17 protein-coding genes are annotated in these 15,254 nt (G+C 35.9%); 9 read left to right on the forward strand and 8 right to left on the reverse strand.

Translation table 11 applies throughout. From position 1 onward, the window contains the following. Positions 1 to 183 precede the first annotated feature (183 nt). From BMX50_RS33460 to BMX50_RS33480, 5 genes are all read left to right on the forward strand, one after another. Positions 184 to 1,281, forward strand: coding sequence for a tyrosine-type recombinase/integrase (locus tag BMX50_RS33460; protein ID WP_091222419.1), 1,098 nt, complete (start codon positions 184 to 186; stop codon positions 1,279 to 1,281). A gap of 299 nt (positions 1,282 to 1,580) precedes the next feature. Then, complete coding sequence (locus BMX50_RS33465) at positions 1,581 to 1,793, forward strand: helix-turn-helix transcriptional regulator (RefSeq protein WP_091222423.1); 213 nt, start codon at positions 1,581 to 1,583, stop codon at positions 1,791 to 1,793. Between the two features lie 4 nt (positions 1,794 to 1,797). Beyond that, a complete protein-coding gene (locus tag BMX50_RS33470; RefSeq protein WP_091222426.1) occupies positions 1,798 to 2,148 on the forward strand; it encodes a helix-turn-helix domain-containing protein in 351 nt (116 codons plus the stop codon). After that, positions 2,145 to 3,689, forward strand: coding sequence for a DNA primase family protein (locus BMX50_RS33475; protein WP_208864856.1), 1,545 nt, complete (start codon positions 2,145 to 2,147; stop codon positions 3,687 to 3,689). Before BMX50_RS33470 ends, BMX50_RS33475 begins: the two co-directional genes overlap by 4 nt. A gap of 93 nt (positions 3,690 to 3,782) precedes the next feature. Beyond that, positions 3,783 to 4,709, forward strand: a complete 927-nt coding sequence (locus BMX50_RS33480; RefSeq protein WP_143065329.1) for a DUF6371 domain-containing protein — start codon at positions 3,783 to 3,785, stop codon at positions 4,707 to 4,709. 117 nt (positions 4,710 to 4,826) lie between these two features. On the opposite strand, the gene BMX50_RS33485 is transcribed toward BMX50_RS33480, so the two are convergent. From BMX50_RS33485 to BMX50_RS33495, 3 genes are all read right to left on the reverse strand, one after another. Then, positions 4,827 to 5,174, reverse strand: a complete 348-nt coding sequence (locus BMX50_RS33485; protein ID WP_091222435.1) for an LPXTG cell wall anchor domain-containing protein — start codon at positions 5,172 to 5,174, stop codon at positions 4,827 to 4,829. A gap of 13 nt (positions 5,175 to 5,187) precedes the next feature. Continuing rightward, entirely contained in the window at positions 5,188 to 5,592 is a 405-nt protein-coding gene (locus BMX50_RS33490; protein ID WP_143065330.1) for a hypothetical protein, read from the reverse strand. 153 nt (positions 5,593 to 5,745) lie between these two features. Further along, positions 5,746 to 6,024: a helix-turn-helix transcriptional regulator gene (locus BMX50_RS33495; RefSeq protein WP_143065331.1), complete on the reverse strand. Its 279-nt coding sequence runs from the start codon at positions 6,022 to 6,024 to the stop codon at positions 5,746 to 5,748. A 109-nt stretch (positions 6,025 to 6,133) separates the two neighbouring features. Here BMX50_RS33495 and BMX50_RS33500 point away from each other — a divergent pair, with 109 nt between their 5' ends. The 3 genes from BMX50_RS33500 (at position 6,134) to BMX50_RS33510 (ending at position 10,048) form a co-directional block, all read left to right on the forward strand. Further along, positions 6,134 to 8,005, forward strand: coding sequence for an McrB family protein (locus BMX50_RS33500; RefSeq protein ID WP_091222441.1), 1,872 nt, complete (start codon positions 6,134 to 6,136; stop codon positions 8,003 to 8,005). After that, on the forward strand, positions 7,989 to 9,296 hold the full coding sequence (locus tag BMX50_RS33505) for a 5-methylcytosine restriction system specificity protein McrC (RefSeq protein WP_091222445.1): 1,308 nt from the start codon (positions 7,989 to 7,991) through the stop codon (positions 9,294 to 9,296). The genes BMX50_RS33500 and BMX50_RS33505 overlap by 17 nt, the downstream gene beginning before the upstream one ends. 152 nt (positions 9,297 to 9,448) lie before the next feature. Next, positions 9,449 to 10,048, forward strand: coding sequence for a recombinase family protein (locus BMX50_RS33510; RefSeq protein ID WP_091222448.1), 600 nt, complete (start codon positions 9,449 to 9,451; stop codon positions 10,046 to 10,048). Positions 10,049 to 10,126: 78 nt separating this feature from the next. Here the strand turns inward: BMX50_RS33510 and BMX50_RS33515 are convergent, their stop codons facing one another. Genes BMX50_RS33515 through BMX50_RS33535 form a run of 5 tightly spaced genes read right to left on the reverse strand, consistent with a single transcriptional unit; the run spans position 10,127 to position 14,590 of the window. Beyond that, positions 10,127 to 10,780, reverse strand: coding sequence for an Nmad2 family putative nucleotide modification protein (locus BMX50_RS33515; protein ID WP_091222451.1), 654 nt, complete (start codon positions 10,778 to 10,780; stop codon positions 10,127 to 10,129). A gap of 3 nt (positions 10,781 to 10,783) precedes the next feature. Then, on the reverse strand, positions 10,784 to 11,278 hold the full coding sequence (locus BMX50_RS33520; protein WP_091222454.1) for a TIR domain-containing protein: 495 nt from the start codon (positions 11,276 to 11,278) through the stop codon (positions 10,784 to 10,786). Then, positions 11,242 to 12,252: a nucleotide kinase domain-containing protein gene (locus tag BMX50_RS33525; RefSeq protein WP_091222458.1), complete on the reverse strand. Its 1,011-nt coding sequence runs from the start codon at positions 12,250 to 12,252 to the stop codon at positions 11,242 to 11,244. Before BMX50_RS33525 ends, BMX50_RS33520 begins: the two co-directional genes overlap by 37 nt. Continuing rightward, entirely contained in the window at positions 12,253 to 13,137 is an 885-nt protein-coding gene (locus tag BMX50_RS33530; protein ID WP_091222463.1) for a nucleoside triphosphate pyrophosphohydrolase family protein, read from the reverse strand. Between the two features lie 16 nt (positions 13,138 to 13,153). Next, positions 13,154 to 14,590 carry an SIR2 family protein gene (locus BMX50_RS33535; RefSeq protein ID WP_091222467.1) on the reverse strand — a complete coding sequence of 479 codons (1,437 nt, stop codon included), beginning with the start codon at positions 14,588 to 14,590 and terminating at the stop codon, positions 13,154 to 13,156. A 94-nt stretch (positions 14,591 to 14,684) separates the two neighbouring features. On the opposite strand from BMX50_RS33535, the gene BMX50_RS33540 reads away from it, so the two are divergent. Further along, a complete protein-coding gene (locus BMX50_RS33540; protein WP_091222470.1) occupies positions 14,685 to 15,254 on the forward strand; it encodes a toll/interleukin-1 receptor domain-containing protein in 570 nt (189 codons plus the stop codon).

The raw sequence follows: 15,254 nt of genomic DNA on the forward strand, positions 1-15,254 counted from the left end.
TACAAATTTGAAACAAAAACAGTCGCAATTACCCGTTTCATAGCTTTTCATTCCTTTTCATTTCATTATTTTTATTTGCATTTTATTTCATAAGTATCTGTAAATCAAATATTTATTTGAAAATAAATTTTTTCATTTCATTCATTGATGATAATTTTGTGATTATAAAATATCAGAAAAACGATGAGTGTAACACTACGACAAAAATTAACAAACACCGGTAGATATAGTTGGAACTTGGATATCTATCATGAAGGTAAAAGAATTTCTAAATCCCTTAAGCTCTATACTACCATAAAGCCTAAAACCGAAGCTGAAAAAATCCATAATGCGGATGTAAAGCGGCTTGCCGAAAAAATTCGCCTAAATACCGAAGCTGAACTTATAAACTCAAACTACAGTAAGTTTGGTAGTAAGCAGACCGAAATTTCATTTCTGGACTATTTTGCGAAACTGACCAAAGAGCGTCGTCGATCTGACGGGACCTTCGCCAATTGGGATAGTACCTATAAAGTTCTAAAACAGTATTTCGGAAATCGGCCCAAAAAGTTGATTGAAATGTCGGAAACAGATTTGGTAGCAATCAGGAAATTCATTAGTGAAAAGTATCGGACCAAATCCAACCAAACGTTATCCCGAAACGCGGCATCTTCCTACTTTAATAAGGTTAAGGCTGCTTTTAATGCTGCTTTCGATGAAAAATTGGTAGATGTTAAGATTGCATCTCGTGTTAAAGGGCTAAAGCCCGAAGATACAAAACGCGAGTTCCTCACGGAAGAAGAGGTAATGCAATTATTGAAAACTCCATGTTCTTTTCCTTTACTTAAACAAGCCTTTTTCTTCAGCGTATTTTGCGGGCTGAGGTGGTCGGATGTTGTTAACCTTAAGTGGGGTGATATTCAGTCTACCGGAGATCGAACCTTCATTCGTTATAGGCAGGAAAAGACTAGGCATGCGGAAACTGCTGATTTAAACAATAATGCAATTGCTCAACTCGGCGAGAGGATGGCAGATGATCAAAAGGTTTTCAAGGGACTAAGGTATAGCGCGTGGAACAACGTTAAACTGGCTCAGTGGGTAATGTCGGCTGGTATCAAAAAGCATATTACCTTCCATTGCGCACGCCACACCTTCGCTACGCTTCTGTTAACTAAAGATATTGATATTTATACCGTATCGAAGTTATTAGGGCATAGAGAGCTTAAAACCACGCAGATTTACGGTAAGGTAATTGACCGACGCAAAAACCAAGCTGTGAAAGTGCTTGACTTTGACCTGTAATTTTATCCGTACTAAAAAATAAAGCCTCAACTTTATTTTCAAATAAATTTTTTTGAATATAGTTTCCACGATAATTTTGTCTCTTGCCATCACGGCAAAAACGTTCTTTAAAATAACCTGTAATCCCGTGGCGAAGTAAGCTAATGAGGAGGTACCTAGAGGAGCCTCAAAGTTAGTTACGGAACCAACGACCATAACCTCTAGTATGGGTGGAAAGCAGGACGGCCTATTTGCCGAAACACTCAACTCTACACAACCCAACTCAGCAAACAAATTTTTTATTAAAAAAATCCAAAAAAATGGCGGAAACAGATCGTTTTCTGACCCTGGCTGAGCTATGCACTTATCTCGGGGTTTCTAAGAGTTTTGCATATAAATTATCGCATCGAAATGCGATACCAAAGTATTGCCCAACGGGCGGAAAAATTTGGTTTAAGAAAAGCGACATTGATCAATGGTTAAATGGCCACCGGATAATGTCTGAAAAGGAACTTAACCATTTAAGCAACTAAAATCATGATTATTAGAATTACATTAAATAAGCACTCAAAAAGTGCTGAAAGGCAAGTTTGCGCGCATAAGTGCCAAACAACTGATGGATATGTTTTACATGCCGGGAGCATAAAACAGAGTATGTTTCAACTAAAGGGTATTGCTCATCATCGACAATCAAATCTACTCCCAAAAACAGTTATTGAAAAGCGACGGCTTTTAACCGTTAAAGAGCTTTGTGGCTTACTTAATATAAGCGATCGTAAAAGTCGCCGTTTGCGCACTATGGGCAAATTGCCATTTATCAAACAAGGCCATAAAGTATTCTTTGAACCCCGGTCAGTAATAGAAGCATTTAAGTCAACTAACAAATGAATTTAATCAACGAAAATGAGGGTGCAGCAATTGCTGCACCATTTAATGAAATAAAAGAATTGGGCATTAATAACAAACCCGAGAACATGCAAGCGCCTAAAGAAGTTATTGGAAGAACCGATGAACATGTTAAGGAAATCAGGGCGCTCAAAAAAGATAGTGTATTGGCAAAGCTGTTGAAAGAATTACAACCTATAGACTTTCGTTCTGCGGTAAATCTACGTGATGATAAGGCTAACCTTGCACGCAAGCATTATGTAGTTTGTACAATAGAACAAATAATGGAAACTGCAAAGGCCAATAATTGGGGGCTGTGTAATAATCAAGGTGCTTTTTTTGCTTATAATACCCAATACTGGGAAAGTATCAATGATGGAGATTTAAAGGTGTTTTTGGGAAAAGCTGCCGAAAAATTAGGTGCCGACCCTTATGATTCGCGGTACTTTAAATTCCAGGATGAGCTATTTAAACAATTTCTAGCTTCAGCTAATCTCCCTAATCCTGAACCCAAAAAAGGTATTAGTGCAATCAATGTATTGAATGGCACATTTGAAATTGGTTTAGGTAGTCCAATTTTACGGCCGTTCGACCGCGATGATTTTATCACCTATCAACTCCCATTTAGGTATGACCCTAATGCTGAAGCCTCGCTCTTTAATAGTTTTATAAATAGGGTTTTACCGGATGAAGATTGTCAGAAACTGCTTGCTGAATACTTAGGCTACCTGTTTATCAAAAGGTCAAATTTAAATATCCAAAAAGTGCTGTTATTGTACGGTAGCGGATCAAATGGAAAATCGGTAGTGTTTGAAGTGATTTCAGCACTTTTGGGAAGCCACAATGTTACAAATTATTCATTAGAAAAATTGACGGACTCGCAAGGTTCGTACCGTGCCGGATTAGCGAATAAATTGCTGAACTATGCTTCTGAAATTAGCAATAAAGTTGATGGGACGGTATTCAAACAACTAGCTTCAGGAGAACCTACAGAAGCTCGAAAGTTATATGGTAATCCTTTTAGCCTGACTGATTACGCAAAGTTTATCTTTAACTGTAACCAATTACCTGTTGCACCAGAACAAACGCATGCTTATTTCAGAAGGTTCGCTATTTTACCATTTACAGTTACAATTTCAGAAGAGGAAGCCGATCCTGACTTATCAAAAAAAATAATTGATAAAGAACTGTCGGGAGTGTTTAACTGGGTGTTGAGCGGGCTGGAACGCGTTCTCCAACAGAAAAAATTTACCGAGAGTGTAATGGCCATGCAATTACTTGATGAGTATAAAAAGAAAAGCGATAATGTGGCCTTGTTTATCGAAGAGGAAGAGTATAAACCCGAAATCAATGATTTTATGGCTCTTCAAACATTGTATAGTGATTACGTTAATTACTGCCAAGAATGTGGCTACCGTAAATTTGCCAAAAGAAACTTCAGCGACAACTTAAGAAAATTAGGTTTTACGATTGAGCGTAAATCAAGTGGTATGGTTGTTTTTACCAAAGATAGACACGCACCTTCGCCGAATAAAATAAATTAATAAAGACACTTCATTTACTTCATTAAGTTCATTTAGTATACCCGCTTTAATGAAGGAGGTGTACTAAATGAACCAAAAAATAAAAATTTTTATATGAGATACAGATTTAGCCTTAAAGCAACACTTGGTCGATCAAAAAAATATGAGTGCCCTCAATGTGGGCATAAAAACAGATTTACACGTTATACTGATAACTGGATAGGTGAATATATCGCAGATGATGTAGGTATGTGTGATCGAATCAATAGCTGTGGTTATCATTACAGGCCATTACAATATTTTCAAGCTTTAGGAAAACATCTTGGTTATAATCCGATAGTCAATCAGCGAATCTCTAAACCGGTTAATAACACACCTTCTTATATCCAACAACAGCATTTGGGTTCGAGTCTGCGACGTTATGAAAAAAATAGTTTCGTGAAGTTCTTAAATGCGCTTTTTCCTGCCTCGCTTGTAGATTCTGCATTAGAACGTTATAAGATCGGTACGTCTTATCGTTGGGGTGGCTCAACTATTTTTTGGCAAATTGATCAAGTAGGCAAAATACGGACGGGCAAAATTATGCAATATGATGAGGCAACAGGAAAACGGATTAAAGAATCATCCGATCACATCTACTGGATGCATAGACACTTAAATCTTAATGATTTTAACCTTGAACAATGCTTGTTCGGAGAACATCTGCTTTCTGAAAATCCTTTAAAAACTGTTTGTGTAGTTGAAAGCGAAAAGAACGCAATCATCAGTAGCATTTACGACCCTGATTGCGTTTGGGTATCGGTAGGTAGTATAAACAACCTTAACGTTAAGTTTTGTAAAGCTTTGAAAGGCCGGAAGGTGTTGTTATTTCCAGATGGTGATGCCTATGAAAATTGGGTAGTAAGAGCAGAAGAGTTGAAATCGATTGCCGATGTAAGTGTATGTGATCTTTTGGAAAAAGCTCTTACGATACAAGAAAAAAAACAAGGTTTCGATTTGGCTGATTACCTATTACCGGCTGCGCCTTACTTGCTCTGTTAAGATGTAGAAGTTTAACAGTAAATAAGCCTTAAATCCTGCCTTATAACCATTTTTTTAATTGCACGATTTTAACTATTGTGTATTAAAGACATTCGGTTATAAGGCAGGATTTTGCTTTTAAGACAGCTTCTTGCTATAGTTGCCAATTATAATCGCTAAATAGATCAAAGCGATGCAAAAATGCAATAAAATAAAATCAACGGAATAATATGAAGGAATTATAAACATCAACAAAGGCGGTGTTACAAAGTAAATGATATTAACTATCAGCAGCTTTTTTGTTTTTCTTTTGAAACCAATCCAAAACAGTATTGATATTACAAGAAGAGGAATAAGGCTCATGATAGCTGTCAGGCTATCTCCGGTATTGGAAGCAACGTTAGCAAATAAAGATGCTATCGCCAATGATATTAACAGGCTTAAGCATAATGTTGTGAAAATCGAAAAGTAAAGTGCAGCTTTCATTAATAAACTATAGTTATTTAAGTTTAAAATATTTAATGCCCTTTCCTGTTGCTGGATCCCAATATTGATTTAACAGCCCAGTATTTTCATCTATGTTTACTCTGTTTGGCTCATCAATACCGTCAATGGTATGAATCAGCGTATTATCATTCTCAACGGTGTATACCTCACCTCCTACGTTATATGTATTAGGTTCTACACCTTTAGTTATTGTAAGTAAATCTGATTTTAAATCGGCAGTGTCGGAAAGAGTGGGTTTATGTCCTTCAATGCTTTTTACAATTACGTGTACGTAGAAACCTGTAAAGGTTTTATCTAGGTCTTTAGGATTGTGTTTAACAGAATGCTTAATGCTATCTGCAAAATCGCACGAGGTTACTATCATAGCGATAAGAGGTAAAGTTAGTATATGTTTCATGTTTTAAAATTAATAAACAAAACATATACCTGTATATGTGTTAGCTGTAAAATTTTATTTTTTCATACCACAGTAAAAATGCGTGAATACGATAGCTGCTAAGCTTTATAAATAATTTACAGGTGTAACAGGCATGAAATCGACAATATAGCTTTAAAGTTTATTAAGCTGTTGAGGATCATCAAAGGTTTCGATGTAAGGATCGGGCAAAAAATCTTTGATAGCGCAGTTGAAAATTTTTGCCAGTTTATTTAGGTGATTAATATTATACTTTGCCCGGTTTTTGGGGCTTTCAACGTGCCCTATAAAGCCTAAAGTGATGTTTAACTCTTCGGAAAGCTGCTTTTGAGATAGCTTCGCCCCTATACGTTTTTCGCGCACCTTATTAATTATAAACTGCTCAAGTTCGTTTTTTAGAGGCTTATTAATCATCAATGCAAAAAAATCATTGATGTTAATTTTTATCGCATATGCATGTATATGTGTTTTCAATTCTATAAATGCAAGATCAATTGTCGACCATGGATAACTTATATAACATATGTTATCATTAGATTTTTCATGCGGTTTTCATACCTTCGGTGACTTTTTAAACTTTATCATGACTTTCGAGACTATAACTGATCTTGCGATTGAGATAGATAATCGCATAGGCAATGAATTCATAAATCGCTTTCAATATTTACGAAAGGACTTAAAAGCAGCTTCCCGCATCTCCGACCGACACTTACTTGGAAATCGTCATGATGACGAAAATTGGGCTATTAACAGCGGAGGTGGGACAGAATTGCAATATCATATATCGTTCGACCCCACGAAGATTTATTACGGACTTGGGTTTAGTGCTCAATATGTTCAATTTCAGAATGAGATGAGTCCGGTTGATTACATCAAACCCTTTACAAGAGCTTTTTTAACTCATAGAGAAGAAATAACAAGGCTGTTACCGGATTATAAATTTGTAAGAGGAAGCGAAGCTGAAATAAAAAGTCCTTCTTACGGAAATTTTATCTTATTTGGAAAGACGTTGCCGATCCAAGGCAGTGGCGAAATTTATGAACTAAAAGAAGAGGATTTTACAACAGTTCTTAATGATTTAAAAAGACAGCTTCCTATATACGAATTAATCTTTAAAGCTAAAAAACACTTATCCCAGGCAATGGAAAAAATAGGCACCTACATAGATTTATTATCAATTAAACCTCAACTTATATTGCAGGGTGCCCCGGGTACGGGAAAGACTTTTGCTGCACAGGAAATTGCTTATCAAATGATTTTTGGGCAACACATGAGTACCGATAAAGAATTACGAAAAGCAGAATTGCTTAAGTTGACTGATTCAGATCAGTATGCTTTTGTGCAATTTCATCCTGCATATTCCTATGAAGATTTTATAAGAGGTATATCTGCAAAACCTAATGGCGAAACTGTCACATATCAAGCAGAGGACCGTTCTTTTGCAAAATTTGCGGATAGAGCAAATCAGAACCTTACAGATAGTAAAAAATCAGCAATAGCTTACACAAAAGAAGAGTGGACGAAGACTATGCTAGATAAATTCAGACTCGATCTCAGTGAAAAATTAGCCAACACAGGTAATATCCAATTGACTGATGCTGCTTTTATAGATCGAATCAATAATGATACAATTCGATACCGTGGAGAATCTTGGCAAATTGATGGCGGTGTACCGAACAAAGATATCATCGAAATGTCGCTGAAAAATGTACAATCACTTGATGAAATCAGGAAACTTGATACTTTAACACTGTCTGCAAAAAGTAATAGCACTTATTGGTTAAAGGTATTAGAGTTATTTAAGAGATTTATAATAGATTCAGGAGAAATTGAGCCATCAAAGCCTTTAGAGCAAGCGAAGCAGAAGCCATTTCTTTACATCATTGACGAAATTAATAGGGCTAATTTGCCTGCTGTATTAGGTGAACTGATTTATGCATTAGAGTATCGTGATATCCCAGTGAAAAGCATTTATGAGCTGCCAACAGGACAAGACGCGATTACGATTCCTTCAAACCTATACATTATTGGAACAATGAATACTGCTGATAGGTCGGTAGGGCATTTAGATTATGCAATCCGTCGTAGATTTGCGTTCGCTGACGTTCGTCCAGACGAATCAGTAATCACCTATCCGAAAGCAAAAAAGCTATTTGAGAAAATTAGAAGCCTATTTATCGATGATGCAGGTAAGGATTCTGTTTATTTAAGCAGCGAATTTGACGCCAATGACGTATTACCGGGCCACAGTTACTATTTGACGAATAACGACACAACTCTTGGGTTGAAGTTAACCTACGATTTGTTGCCGATACTTAAAGAATATGTTAGAGACGGAATACTAACTGCATTACCTGAGAGCAAAATCAAAGAGATGTATGACTCCCTTACTTAGTGGCTCACCTTTAAGTGAGCATGCCGGATATCCACATGGACTTTCGTTGGATAAGTATGACCAGGGTTTCAATTTAAAAGAATGGAATAACATTTATTTCAAGGGTAACCGGGAAAAATTTTGTGTTTTGTTAAATCAAAACTGGGCTGGCCATCGAACATTGCAAAGCTCGTTTTTTATCGGGACTGATTGGCTTGAAAAAGGCAGACTTGCAGTATATATCGAACCTAAGTTAAATGATAAAGCAAAGAATACAGATTACTTTAAAATGCTTTTTGAAGGCTTTAGGAATCCAGATGTCGCAGCATACGTGCCCGATATTTTCGAAATGAAACTTGATGAACCTCAAATTACAATTTCATCAAAACTTGATTTACTTACACCATTGTTAGTATTTCAATTTTTAAGTGTATTGAAAGGTTTAGTAAAAAAAGGTCTTAAAAAAACGCATGATCCACTAGAAGCAAATCTTTCTAATAGAGTTAAAGGAAAAATTTTAGTTGCCAAGCAACTAAAACAGAATACTTTTAAAAACCAGTTGTTAAAAAACTATTGTCGATTCAATAATTTTAGTATCGACGGAGCTGAAAACCGTGTATTAAAAAAGGCTTTACAATTTTCGATTAAATATCTAAATAACAATTCTTTAAAAGAACATAAACCAGCGTTTCAAAAGTTGCTTGATTACGTTTCTCCTGCTTTCGAAGATGTTGGTGATGTCACCAAGGAAACCAATTTGCGTAACTTTAAAGTGAGCGCATTTTTTAAAGATTACAAACAGGCGTTACATTTAGCCAGAATGATTTTTGAACGCTATGGGTTCAATATAAATTCCGTTCATTCTGATAAAAAGGATGTTTCAGTACCGCCATTTTGGATTGATATGAGTAAACTATATGAGTTATACGTATTGTCAAATCTTAGAAAACAAGAATATGGCAAGCAAATTAAGTTCCAAGCCAAGGGATTTTATGGCGCTACGGATTTCCTATTAGTTAGTGAGCGCAATCTAATGGTAATTGATGCAAAATATAAGCCATACTACGATGATCAATATGTTGCCGATGATATTAGGCAGCTGAGTGGGTATTCTAGAGATGAAGGTATTTTGGAAATATTAAGTAGCTATGATTTAGACATTCGATTAAAAGTGATTGACTGTTTAATAATATATCCAACCAAGGAAGCAAGTCAAAATACTTCGTTGGAGTTAACCGAACTCAAGCGTACCAAAATTGATCAATTTAACCGGTTTTATAAAAAGGCTTTAGAGTTGCCTTTTCAAGGGTAAAGAATTAAACCCCATTATAAACGTCATTAATCTTGTGTTAGTTTAAATTATGATTTAAACTAACACAAGATTGGCAAGAAAAGATGCACTCACCCGTTCTTAGAATCATATTCTTGTGTTAGATTTAATCACAGATAAAAAGTAACACAAAAATGAAAGTAAAATACAATCGTGTAAGCACCATAGGGCAATCGGGAGATCGTTTTGAGACCGATACTGATAAGTATGATTTAGTTCTACTAGACAAGGTTTCGGGAACCATTAGTTTTAGAGATAGACCCAAAGGTGCTCAAATTGTTACCTTAGTCAACGAGAAAAAGGTGACTGATTTAGTTGTTGAAGAATTTTCGAGACTTGGTAGAAATACAGGGGATGTAATCAATGTTCTGGATTGGTTGGACGCTAACGGGATTAATGTTATAGTGAAGAATATAGGGCTGCAAAGCCGACCAAACGGGGTGAAAAATCCAATTTGGAAGATGATTTCATCAGTAATGTCTTCTCTTTATGAAATGGAGCTAGCAAATATTAGAGAACGTACCACTGTTGGGCGATTCGTTTATTTGCAAAAAGGCGGGAGGTTAGGCCGTAAACAGGGTACAACAGAAAGTATAAACGATTTTCTCAATAAGTCCACTTCTTTACAAATACGTAAGTCGTTAGGAAAAGGCTTAACTATCAGAGAAATAAGCAAGGTTGTTGGAGTGTCATCCAGGACGGTAATGAAGGTTAAAAAACTAATTGAACAATAGTTCAATTAGCTAGTAGAATAAGCGCAATCCGGAAAACTATCATCCCATAGTTACCTATGGAAATATTATCGAAAGTGTCTAAGAAGCCGTCATCTTATTAGTTTTAACGGAATAATGAACTTCACTTTTATCAAAATCAAAAGGGTCAGATATTATCAAGTTTAAAGAATTGTAAAATTCTTCCTCCAACCATTTGATTAGTGGTTCCGCTTGTTGCGAACTAAAGCGCCGGTGACCGATTCCATTTTGATACCCCATATTTGTTAAAATTTCATTTGGTATTTCGGGAGCATTACTTCCGAAATAATAAAAATGACGAGACAATAATACATTTTTCGATTGCGTATCGCGGTCTTTGTTGTATTGATTTAAGGATCCATCAGGATGACTATGATGAGAGTGTGCTTGATGCCAAACATCATTTACTTCATCGTGCCAATAAATATTATCACCTAATAACATTGTTTTACTGCCATTTCGCACTGGCTTTTTATCCTTGTATTCATCATTATTCCAGTACTCATTGAATGTAATTTTGTTAGTGACCTTCATTGCAAAAATACATCTTCCCGCTGCTTTTAGTCTGCTGCCACCTACTCCAATTATCCAGTCATTTATCTTAGCACTATTTCTAATACGTGGTTTGCAAGTAGCTAATGTGCAATAACCGTGAAAAGGATTGGGGGCAAAACCAAGGTCGCGATCTACAACATAAATAAATACATTTACCATTTGTTAACAATTTAAAGAGCCGCCAACATTTACCGCTGATCGCGAATTTCCATCCGGGGTTTGGAAATTATTTTGACCATCGATTGCTGAGATAATACTGTCTGTGTTCCATCCTACTATGGCTGATCCGTATTTTTCCAAACTAGGGGGAATGTCAGCTTCTGTACCACCTCGCACAAATACGCCTACTATCCTTTTACCTTGTTGATGTGCTTTGTCAATTTCCCAATTTACCCAATTGCGGGTATGGGTATCTTTTCCGATCAGAACCACCACGGTGCTAGCCCAAGATATCTTCATCCGTAGGATTCTTTCAATTACAGTATCACTCACCCTTTTTTCTTCAACTCGACGCTGATTTTCGGGCTTCATTCTTACTGAACTATTCCTTATGTCATAGCCCTTGCTACTCAGCATATTAGTCAATTTAGTTACTTCTGCATCATCTTGATGATGATGGCTTATGAAAAGATGACGGCGTTTGTTTTCTTCTGACATGATAAATCAATTTTTTCGTTTAAATTCCATTTAGGCGGGAAGAAAAGAGTAATTGGTAATGTTGATTTTCTAAATTTTTGCTTAATTCTGGTTCTTCCCGATTGATTATGCTCTGGATTTGTTACCCGTAAATACTTATCCGTTTCACAAAATAAATTTTGACAATCTATTAATTGTAGTGGACGATCCCAAAGATTAGGGGTATCTAAACCCAGCCTCTCACATTCCCTTTGCTGATCATCAACCATTAGCCTAATAACATCTTCAAAGTTGTAGTCCCCAAGGGATGTAAAGCATTTAGTAATACCATTTTTTGCACCCGGCCCCGCAACTACAAAATCATTTTCGGAAAAATTAATTATGTCGCTATAATTCAAATCAATTGCAAATTGGAATGCTAAAAAAGTGCCTAAAGACGGATATGTAAGTAAAATTTTATAAACGTCTTGTAATGATTTAGCCTGTTGTATTTTTTCATAAGCTCGATCATCCATCATTTTATTAAGAAGCGCCAAATGATTAGAATGCTTGAATTTATAACCAAATGCACTTCCAGCAGAAGGAATAATATATGCTGCTGAATAGATTGTTTTACCTTCTAAAAGTTTACGAGTAAGAAGGTTATCATAAGTTGAAAAATCGAACGCACGATAACTTAATTCATTTGTTTCCTTAAGTAAATATTGATACGTTTCAATTTTGTTAAAAAGCTTGAAAAGCAGCGTTTTAAAAAAAACGTCAGCAATTTGATCACCTTGATATTGAATGTTAATTAAATACTGACTTACGCGGTCAGATGCTCGAAAAACATTGGTAAATCTATGATCCGAAATCACTTTATTTTTCGTCCAAGGTCCTAATGGGTCGCTCAAGCGTCTTTCGAAGATCTTGAATCTTTCTGCAGCAAAAAGCCAATAAGAATCATAGACAGTAGAGCGTCGTGGTGCTATTTTTTTTGTGTAGTGAGTTGTCATTTATCCAAGATACTCAAGTTTTCGATTTTTCGGGGACACTAAGACTTTTCCACCACGGTTTTCAAGTATAAGGTGGTAAACTTTATAAGACTGAACAATGGCAGTTTCCCACTGAAAAGCAGTGACTTTAGATACTTCTAAATCATAAACTAATTGTTTTACTGTATTTAACAACTCCGTGTCTAGTCGATCGCTTTCTTTAAGCATTTTGTTTCCACGGGCATAGTTATAGACAAATAGGGTTACCGCTTCTTCTGCGACTTGAGGTCTCCCTCGATCTTCTCCATCAAGAGTTTCTATATCGCTTTTACGTTTTAGTTTCATTAGGTCCCGTATCACTGGCGACCAACCAAGAAAAGCTACATGTCCTAAATGAAACACGTCATGATATCTATAATTGTTAGGGAAGCGAGAATTATCAGTTAAGGGGTCTCCTAATGGCTGAAGCTCTCCTTCGCCTGTTTGCCACTCCATGCTTACTGTAAGTAAATCGTTAGGCCCAAAATCTTCTTTAAATATAACTACAAATTCATCAGGGAATTTTTCCGGGTAGCTTTCATCAAAACGGGGAATGCTTTCGAGGGACGTTTCAAGAAATCGATCCTGGGTTTTCATAAGATTGAGTTGAGCGATATCTTCCAGGTTTATATTGTAGTGAGAGGCGATTGATGAAACATACCACAATACGTCTCCTAATTCTTCACTCAATCTATCTTTAAATGTTCCAAAACCTTCGCCGTCTCGTAGTAGTTTTTTTAATGTTGTTAAAACAGAGCCAGCTTCTCCTGCAAGCCCGAGATAGCCTAGAAAAAAATTAGTTTTATCTTCCGAATTATACGTTTGTTGTGTTTGAGTAGCTTGTATTTGATAATCTGTAAATGTCATAATCTAAAGGCTCAGGTTATTTGTTTATATTTTTAAGTATCTGAATCACTGTTGGAATATGTTCAATTAAGGGCTTTCTGTCGTCATTTAATAAATCCAATAAATCGCGTATACCGCTAAAATCACTATAATATTTGTCGAAGTTTTTCATAACTGAAAGCCAAATATTTTTAGCGATATAGCCAGTTGCGCCTATAGGTATTGGCAAAATATTATATTGAGTAGCAAGCTCGAACTCTTCCTGAACACCATTAGCATTTATAATCTTTGAGTTCGCCGAATCTTCCTTATTTCCAAATACAAACAATGCGATTCCTGCAAATGATAGCATCTTTTTTCTATATTCATCCCATAATTCTGGCAACTCCTTTGAGCTTGTTTTAATCTGAGGAAATGGACGGAGTATTAGTTGATCTTCTGAATATTTATTAGGACTTGTATAAATAGCGTCTAAAGATCCATTAATAACAGCACTGCCAATACCTAGTCCAAAACCGCTTACTACAGTGAGTTTTTGTTTGATTATTTCTTTAGCCAAATTATGTATAAATGATATTGCCTCGTCGCTGGAGTAAGGAGAATATGTTGCCGCACTGCCGGATATAAATACTGCTGTCCGCTTATAACGTAATTCAATTTCACGAAAAAGGTGAGTAATCTCTGAATAGTCTTCTACAATGACTGATTGAATTTGAAATCTCTTCAAATCCGATATCATAAATCCCTGCCTTCGTACAGCGTAGTCAAAGTCTGCGTCATTTTTAAAATCCTTGCGGTTCGTTTTACGAATTATGCAATAATGTGGTCGAGTATTATTGTTCAAAGACAACTTTACACGGCTAAGTATATAGTCTAAATTAGGGTCAGTGAAACTGAACCCAACAAATAAAAAAGTTTTAGAAATTAAGTCAGCGCTGAGGGAGGTGATGAATGGCTCGTTTTTTTTATAATATTGTTCGTAGTCGTCTTTAGTCAAAGTTGCCTCATTGGGATGATTTGCATCGCCATGCATCTTAAAGACAATAGCATCTTGTTTCAGCATCGAATACGGAAGTTGAGACGACTGATATTTGATATCAACTCGCTTATTTGCCGCTATCAAGGCATCCTCAATTAAAGAATCATAATTGGTCGTCCAATAGGTATGTACCGGTAAGCGAGCTAAAATTTTATGATTATCACTTAATTCGGCTTTTTCTTTAAACTCTTCAATGATTTTTTGGTTTAAGCCACCTCTACCGCCTCTTTCGTTAACATGAAATTGTGCAAGTGAGATTAAATCCGTTTCACGGTCTACCTCAAGATCAATTTCACGGGCTATATCTTTTAAGAGGCCGCGCCAATCAACATAGCCGGCTCCTACAGAAAGCCCCGCACCCGCAAAAACTGCAGCATCTCCAGTAAGTAAATGTTTTAAATAATCTTTTATGAAATTTTCTTGCTGAGAGGTCATTAATATGGGTTAGGCTTATTTTCTGATTTAATTATATGTATTGAAAATTTAAATTTATATATTAAAAAACTTAAATCATAAATATAATTTCACAATGTCATTATTAAATAAACAAGATTTCAAAAACAGGTCCTCACAGAAGCATGGATTAAATTCTAGGTTAAAAAGCATTGTCAATTTAAATGAATCGAGCAAGAGTTTTTCTTATTTAAATAAATATGACATATTTCTTTCCCATTCATTTTTAGATGCAGAAGATGTAGATACTTTACGGCAGGATCTTCAAGATGCAGGCTTTTCTGTATATGTTGATTGGATTGATGACAATCATTTAACAAGAGAAAATGTAACATCTTATACTGCAACAGTAATAAGAAATCGTATGAAGCAATGTAAATCTCTGATTTATGCATTTTCTGTAAATAGTGTACTTTCAAAATGGGCTCAATGGGAATTAGGTTATTTTGATGGAATCGACGGGAAAGTTTCGATTGCGCCTATATTCGAAACATCGCAAAGTGGAGAGGAGTACAAAGGCGCGGAATTTTTAGGTCTATATCCTTATGTGACTAAAACACTATCGAGTTTTTACGTTCATGAAGCATCAGATATTTGGGTGTCTTATTCAGGTTGGCTAAATAATTCAATGCCAGTAAAACGCTAA

The organism is Mucilaginibacter gossypiicola (assembly GCF_900110105.1).
GTDB classification, from domain to species: Bacteria; Bacteroidota; Bacteroidia; order Sphingobacteriales; family Sphingobacteriaceae; genus Mucilaginibacter; species Mucilaginibacter gossypiicola.

Bases quoted from the DNA above. Each gene is read 5' to 3' on its own strand.
- BMX50_RS33475 (WP_208864856.1), top strand. From the start codon at position 2,145: ATGAATTTAATCAACGAAAATGAGGGTGCAGCAATTGCTGCACCATTT.
- BMX50_RS33510 (WP_091222448.1), top strand. From the start codon at position 9,449: ATGAAAGTAAAATACAATCGTGTAAGCACCATAGGGCAATCGGGAGAT.
- BMX50_RS33465 (WP_091222423.1), top strand. From the start codon at position 1,581: ATGGCGGAAACAGATCGTTTTCTGACCCTGGCTGAGCTATGCACTTAT.
- BMX50_RS33515 (WP_091222451.1), bottom strand. From the start codon at position 10,780: ATGGTAAATGTATTTATTTATGTTGTAGATCGCGACCTTGGTTTTGCC.
- BMX50_RS33540 (WP_091222470.1), top strand. From the start codon at position 14,685: ATGTCATTATTAAATAAACAAGATTTCAAAAACAGGTCCTCACAGAAG.
- BMX50_RS33525 (WP_091222458.1), bottom strand. From the start codon at position 12,252: ATGACAACTCACTACACAAAAAAAATAGCACCACGACGCTCTACTGTC.
- BMX50_RS33505 (WP_091222445.1), top strand. From the start codon at position 7,989: ATGACTCCCTTACTTAGTGGCTCACCTTTAAGTGAGCATGCCGGATAT.
- BMX50_RS33535 (WP_091222467.1), bottom strand. From the start codon at position 14,590: ATGACCTCTCAGCAAGAAAATTTCATAAAAGATTATTTAAAACATTTA.
- BMX50_RS33485 (WP_091222435.1), bottom strand. From the start codon at position 5,174: ATGAAAGCTGCACTTTACTTTTCGATTTTCACAACATTATGCTTAAGC.
- BMX50_RS33460 (WP_091222419.1), top strand. From the start codon at position 184: ATGAGTGTAACACTACGACAAAAATTAACAAACACCGGTAGATATAGT.
- BMX50_RS33470 (WP_091222426.1), top strand. From the start codon at position 1,798: ATGATTATTAGAATTACATTAAATAAGCACTCAAAAAGTGCTGAAAGG.
- BMX50_RS33490 (WP_143065330.1), bottom strand. From the start codon at position 5,592: ATGAAACATATACTAACTTTACCTCTTATCGCTATGATAGTAACCTCG.
- BMX50_RS33500 (WP_091222441.1), top strand. From the start codon at position 6,134: ATGTTATCATTAGATTTTTCATGCGGTTTTCATACCTTCGGTGACTTT.
- BMX50_RS33495 (WP_143065331.1), bottom strand. From the start codon at position 6,024: ATGATTAATAAGCCTCTAAAAAACGAACTTGAGCAGTTTATAATTAAT.
- BMX50_RS33520 (WP_091222454.1), bottom strand. From the start codon at position 11,278: ATGTCAGAAGAAAACAAACGCCGTCATCTTTTCATAAGCCATCATCAT.
- BMX50_RS33530 (WP_091222463.1), bottom strand. From the start codon at position 13,137: ATGACATTTACAGATTATCAAATACAAGCTACTCAAACACAACAAACG.
- BMX50_RS33480 (WP_143065329.1), top strand. From the start codon at position 3,783: ATGAGATACAGATTTAGCCTTAAAGCAACACTTGGTCGATCAAAAAAA.